At 40.8% G+C, this 6,046-nt stretch carries 3 protein-coding genes; 1 reads left to right on the forward strand and 2 read right to left on the reverse strand.

The window, feature by feature from the left end:
- Positions 1–223: 223 nt before the first annotated feature.
- Positions 224–1,162, reverse strand: coding sequence for a competence protein CoiA family protein (locus ACED28_RS04130; protein ID WP_371709355.1), 939 nt, complete (start codon positions 1,160–1,162; stop codon positions 224–226).
- Between the two features lie 141 nt (positions 1,163–1,303).
- On the opposite strand from ACED28_RS04130, the gene ACED28_RS04135 reads away from it, so the two are divergent.
- Positions 1,304–3,640, forward strand: a complete 2,337-nt coding sequence (locus ACED28_RS04135; RefSeq protein WP_371709356.1) for a DEAD/DEAH box helicase family protein — start codon at positions 1,304–1,306, stop codon at positions 3,638–3,640.
- Between the two features lie 711 nt (positions 3,641–4,351).
- On the opposite strand, the gene ACED28_RS04140 is transcribed toward ACED28_RS04135, so the two are convergent.
- Positions 4,352–5,236, reverse strand: a complete 885-nt coding sequence (locus ACED28_RS04140; RefSeq protein ID WP_371703313.1) for a metallophosphoesterase — start codon at positions 5,234–5,236, stop codon at positions 4,352–4,354.
- Positions 5,237–6,046: the final 810 nt, after the last annotated feature.

Consider the following 6,046-nt stretch of genomic DNA (forward strand, 5'->3'; position numbering starts at 1 on the left):
AATAAATTTCATCGTTAATTGATTGGAAGACGTATTTGTCAATAATGATAATTGTACTACTCATTATTTTGATTTTTCTTCATTTATGAAACTTTAACTACTCATTAGTTATTTAAAGAATTCGAGCCTGAGAAACAAAAGCTGGGAGTATCAGGTTCTGTTCATTTTTTAGGTTTGCCCATAAAAAATGAACAGGGGAAGTAAATGAACACTTGATGCGTTTTTATCTCGAAGATATTTCGCTAGCGTATAGGTGGCTATGGCATTTAGGGCAGGTAGGTTGCCCTGGCAATGAAGTTTGCCATTGGCAGTTACACATGATGCATTCGAATGTAGCTGTTCTTTTGGGTATTGGTGACGGAGGAGCTGTCGGTTTGTTTCTTGGCGCAAGCCAAGGGTCGTTGTGCTGATAGGAAACATGACTTCCATGGCTAGAATGACTAGTTGCTGAGTGACGATTGATTTGATAGCTAGCGATAGTCGAGTTCAAACGTTTATATGCTGCTTTCTGCATTGAAGCCTTTCGTGGATGAAATACCCATCTCTTAGATGGCAGGTCATTTTGTAGAAAGAGCTTTAGCCTATCTAGTTGCCTAGTTCCAGCTCTATCTTCTTTGAATAAGTGGTGTGTATCATCGAGTTTAATTTCTAGCACACCACTTTGTTGGTTATCAGAGACATGAAGCTCCGCAGGGAGTGGGCGATTTGGGTGGGTAAAGTATACGACAAAAGAGAAATCTTGAACCTTACCAACAATGTCGACAACGCAATTTGAAAACGGTGCTTCCTTATGTACGTCTTCTAGTTCGATAGTTGTTTGTTTTGCTACCAGAAATTCTTCTTTGAAGTGAGTTGCTTTCGCCTGGCGAGCTACTGTGCACTTGTACTCTGGGAGATCGATCCTAATACCTGTTTCGATAACTTGCCTTGCCATCATTCTAACTGAGACAAAGAAGGAAAAGTCACACTCCTTATCGGTTTTATCTACTTTGCGAGTTGCATGGGCAAAGTGCCACTGCTTCTCTTCTCCCTGTCGGGCTATGAGTGGAGTGTGACAAGATGGACAAATACAGTCACATTTCTTTCCGCGAACTACATCAGAGACATCCACAAAGGAATGGTCTTCGTTTCTCAAGCCGAAAGGAACGTGTTGAAGTGTCATATTGCGTTATGCTGTTAATTGTTGGGACGTTGGTATCATAATAAGCTAGAAAGCTTGGTCAATATGTTAGGCAGTTAGCAATAATGCTTATGGCTTAATATGTACTGATTTGTGTTGTCGGACTTGCCGCTGGGACTAAATATGAATGAGCTTGAAAGGATTGAACAGCAGATTTTAGAGTTAAGGGCAAAGTTAAGTCACTTAGAACAGCGTCGTCAATCTTTGCTAGCTCAAAGCACTAGCTTGGTGGCGAGTGCTCCAAAGGAGTATTCGCCAGCTCAAAAGATCGCTTTATTTAAGAGCTACTTTAAAGGGAATGAAAATTGTTACGCGCATCGTTGGCAGAATAATAAAGGGAGAAGTGGTTATGCAGTTGCTTGCCATAATGAATGGCAGCAAGGGCTCTGCAACAAACCTAAAATTAAATGCTTGGAGTGTCCCAATCAGGCGTTCAAATCACTAGATGAAGAAGCGATCTACAATCATCTAGTAGGACAAGAAGTTATTGGCTTATACCCAATGCAACCAAACAACACATGTTGGTTGTTAGCAGTTGATTTCGACAAAAGCGATTGGCAATTAGCGTCAAGAGCTTATGTCGATGCATGCCAACAAAATGGAATTTATTGTCTACTAGAGCGCTCAAGGTCTGGGAATGGTGCACACGTGTGGATTTTCTTCGAGCAAGCCATAAAAGCCAAGCTAGCTCGTCAGATGGGATTTTTCCTCTTAGATGAAGCGATGAAAACTCATGGAGCTCTATCTTTTGAGTCTTACGATAGGCTTTTTCCTAACCAAGATGTTCTGCCTGTAGGGGGAATCGGTAATCTAATAGCTTTGCCACTGCAAAAGCAACCACGTTCATGTGGAAACTCTACATTTGTTGATCAGTCCTTTGTTACTTTTGTCGATCAATGGGCTGCTCTGGTTTCAACACAGCGTGTCCCATCTGTAAAAGTTGAAGCGCTTTTGAACAGTTATGAACACCAAGAGCAAACATCGGCTTATAACAGTCAGCAAGCCCCCTGGGAGCGCTCGCTACCAACTGGGAGTGCCATAGAGGATTGCCCTAAAGTGTTGCAAGTGGTCATCGCCAATAGACTCTATATCCCGTTGTCTAGTCTTCCTAACCCTTTAATCGCCCAGTTTAAAAAAGTCGCATCTTTCTCAAATCCAAAGTTCTTTAAAGCCCAAGGATTGCGCTTATCTACAAATGGCATTGCTCGGTTCATTTGTTTAGCGGAGATAGACAGCGGCTATTTGAGTTTGCCAAGAGGGTGTTTGGATGATTTGAAGGATATCTGTTCTTCTCATGGTATTTCGTTACAGGTAGAAGACAAAAGGATTGCAGGGCGGTTATTAGGAACTATTAAATTTGTCGGTTCCCTGCGTTCGGCGCAACGTAAAGCTGTCGATAAACTTCTTAAGTATGATAATGGCGTGCTTCATGCGCCTACAGCATTCGGCAAAACGATTACTGCCATTGGCCTCATATGTCAAAGAAAAGTTAATACGTTAGTGCTAGTTCACAACAAACAGCTCGTAGACCAATGGCAAGAGAGACTGAAGGTTTTTGCTCAGGGAGTTGAGGTTGGAGTGTGGACTGGAAGCAAGAAAAAGCCAACAGGGCAGATCGATATTGCGACGTATCAAAGTTTGTTCAACAGGAGTAATAATAGTGTCAATGGGCTGGTTCAGGACTATGGTCAAGTCATAGTCGATGAATGCCATCATCTGTCAGCACCTCAATTTGAACGAGTTTTATCTGAGTCGCATGCCAAATTTATTGTTGGGATAAGTGCCACCTTAGAGAGGCGAGATGGACATCAACCGATTATCTTCATGCAAGCGGGTAGGGTCAGGCATAGCATCAAGTCTGACCAAGGCTCTCGACTTGTTCAGCGATTGGAAAAGAAAGCTTTACTATTTGAAGTGCCGCTAAGTTTGATTTCTGATGAACCCAAACCTCATATTTCCGAAGTATATCGCTGGTTGATGCTGCACTCTGAACGTAACAAGGTCATTATTGAGGACATTAAACTTGAAGTTGGTAAAGGAAGAGTCCCCATTGTATTAACAGAGCGAAGAGAGCACGCCAATATCATTTCTAAGTTGCTTGATGATACGGGGCTTAAACACCAAATGCTTGTCGGTGCAATGAAGAAGAAGCAGCAAGCGGACGTCATGGAGAAACTAGCAACCACCGAAGTACTTGTTGCTACTGGGCGGTTTATCGGGGAAGGTTTCGACTTACCTAGGCTAGATACTTTGATATTAGCACTACCAGTCTCCTGGAAAGGTTCACTTATTCAGTATGTTGGTCGAATCCAGCGTGAATTTGAAGGGAAAGATGAAGTTAAAGTTATCGACTACGTCGATTCGAGAATCCCCATGCTGTCTAGGATGTTTAAAAAAAGAGAGAAAGGTTATCGAGCGTTGGGTCTCGTGGAGGCTCCAGAAGAAGGGGAACTTATATAGTAAACCAAACCTACTCGGTTTGAATAGTTCGAGCTGTTTAGTTCCATTGACTAATGTAATATTCATTAGGTGAGAAAAAATGGCTTTTAAAAACATGGGTATATTAGTGATTCATTTGATTTCATCAAAATTCATCGCGATTTGATGAAAAGAATATCTAGTGCAAAACGCTCGATTTTTCACTGAGCATCCTCGTCGAAATCAGGAATGTCTTTAGGTAGATAATTAGGTAACTTCGCAGGATTAATAACATCAGACTTCAAACTTTCTTTATCAATCGAGTAGCTACCATCTGAACGAGATTCGTGACAAGTTTAAAAGTAGAGCGACTGCGAAAAGCGTATTAATAGGTAATTTGTATATGAATCGCCCCCTAATTGGGGGCGTTTTCGTTTGCAAAACTGGTTTAGACTTACTAAACATTAAAATTAGACCTCTAATTTTAATGTTGTTCCCAAAAAGTAGGGTATCCTACCATGGGGGTGCTTTTATCAAATTATCCTGTCTCGCAACAAGTGGTTGCGAAAATTCCTTGATGGTTCGCAACCGAAAACTAAACCTCTAGTTTTTATGTTGAGAGTATTCCTTCATGGGAGAATTTCTATCAATGTGATCTCGGTCTTGTTACAGGGGAAAGCCATACTGAGTTTCATCAATTACCCATAGATGTCCTTTAATGGATACTGAACTACAAACTCTCACTCGACGCAACTAATTAGATCTTTTAAGTAGTTTATGTAATTTTCTGGAGTTGAGTAAGTTGTTGTCAAAATCATTCTCGTGAGAATATCCGACCTGGCTTGATATCTGCCTTACACCTTCCACAATACGATCAAAATTGTCGTGAGTGTGTCCACTCACCATCGCATTCACACCGTGGGTAGATAACTCTCGGATTAGCTCATTGTCGTCAGAGCAGAAATAACATGTCAATAGGTCAACTGGAAAACCTGAGTGTTTCAATTCAAAAGATTGTGGAAAGTGAGAAACCACGATTTTGTTCTTCTTTAGCGAGGCTGACATAGATGCAACACAAGCGCTTTTAAACTCAGTATTTAACTCCCTCATCTTTGATGGCGTCAGAGTTCGATTATTCACTGTAATATACTTGAAATCATTGAGTTTCATTTGTAGGGAAAGCGTGTTGACGTCATTAAGCCCGCTAAGATTTGTCCAACCAATTCCTCCGAACACTTCAAGATCATACCTGTCAATAACGACGGATGTGTTTTCGAGGAAGTGAAGGTTGTCACTAAATTGATTCCACAGAGCTAAACAGCTCAAATAGTCATGATAATCAAAGTCCTGATGATAAAATTCATGGTTACCAGCTATAACAATAAATTCAATATGAGGACTTGATTTAGCAGCTTGCGATGCGAGCTCTGCTAATCCTACCCCATGTGTAATATCACCAGCAATTATTACTATATCAGCATCAGGGTTAACCATCTGTTTGATCGTAGTTCCGCAAAACTCTTCATGCAGATCTGATATAATCTGAAACAACGTATCCACTGGCAATCTCGTAAAAAAACTTTTATAACAGAATAATAGTTGCTCCAAACGATGTCCACCAAGCCATGTATGATTCATTGATACGTCAGATTAATTGGCGACTTAACTCTTACAGAGCACCGCTACAGCTGTGCTTTGAAAAAATCGACAGGTTCGTGAGCGAAGCTCATAGGTAAGTTCTTACCAATTCTTAGTCAATTTAAGAATTCTTAAATCGGGGTTGGAATTTTAAGAACTTCTAATGACTTCATATCTAATTAACCAATGGCTATGTATTGCATAGGCCCGCAATTACACCACTAAAACCAAAGCTGGTTTTCATGTCGAGTTCAACTATTACGTTTCCGAAAATGTAGCGATGCCCCTTACCACTCGTGGGCAGTCTGATTATCACTATCGATGCTTTGTCCCAAAACCAGAGCTGGTTTCATGGTGAGTTTGACCATGCACTTACAAAAATGTAGCAATACCACTTACCATTCATGGTCAATCTGATTGTCACCGCTATCAATGCTTTGTCCCAAAACCAGCTCTGGTTTTCATGGTGAGTTTGAACATGCGCTTACAAAAATGTAGCAATACCTCTTACCATTCATAGTCAATCTGATTATCACTATCAATGCTTTGTCCCAAAACCAGATCTGGTTTTCATGGTGAGTTTGAACATGCGCTTACAAAAATGTAGCAATACCTCTTACCATTCATAGTCAATCTGATTATCACTATCAATGCTTTGTCCCAAAACCAGATCTGGTTTTCATGGTGAGTTCGACCATGCGCTTACAAAAATGTAGCAATACCTCTTACCATTCATGGGCAATCTGATTGTCACTATCAATGCTTTGTCCCAAAACCAGATCTGGTTTTCATGGTGATCTCGACCATGCA

It is taken from the genome of Vibrio sp. 1F253, assembly GCF_041439295.1.
Taxonomy (GTDB): domain Bacteria; phylum Pseudomonadota; class Gammaproteobacteria; order Enterobacterales; family Vibrionaceae; genus Vibrio; species Vibrio tasmaniensis_A.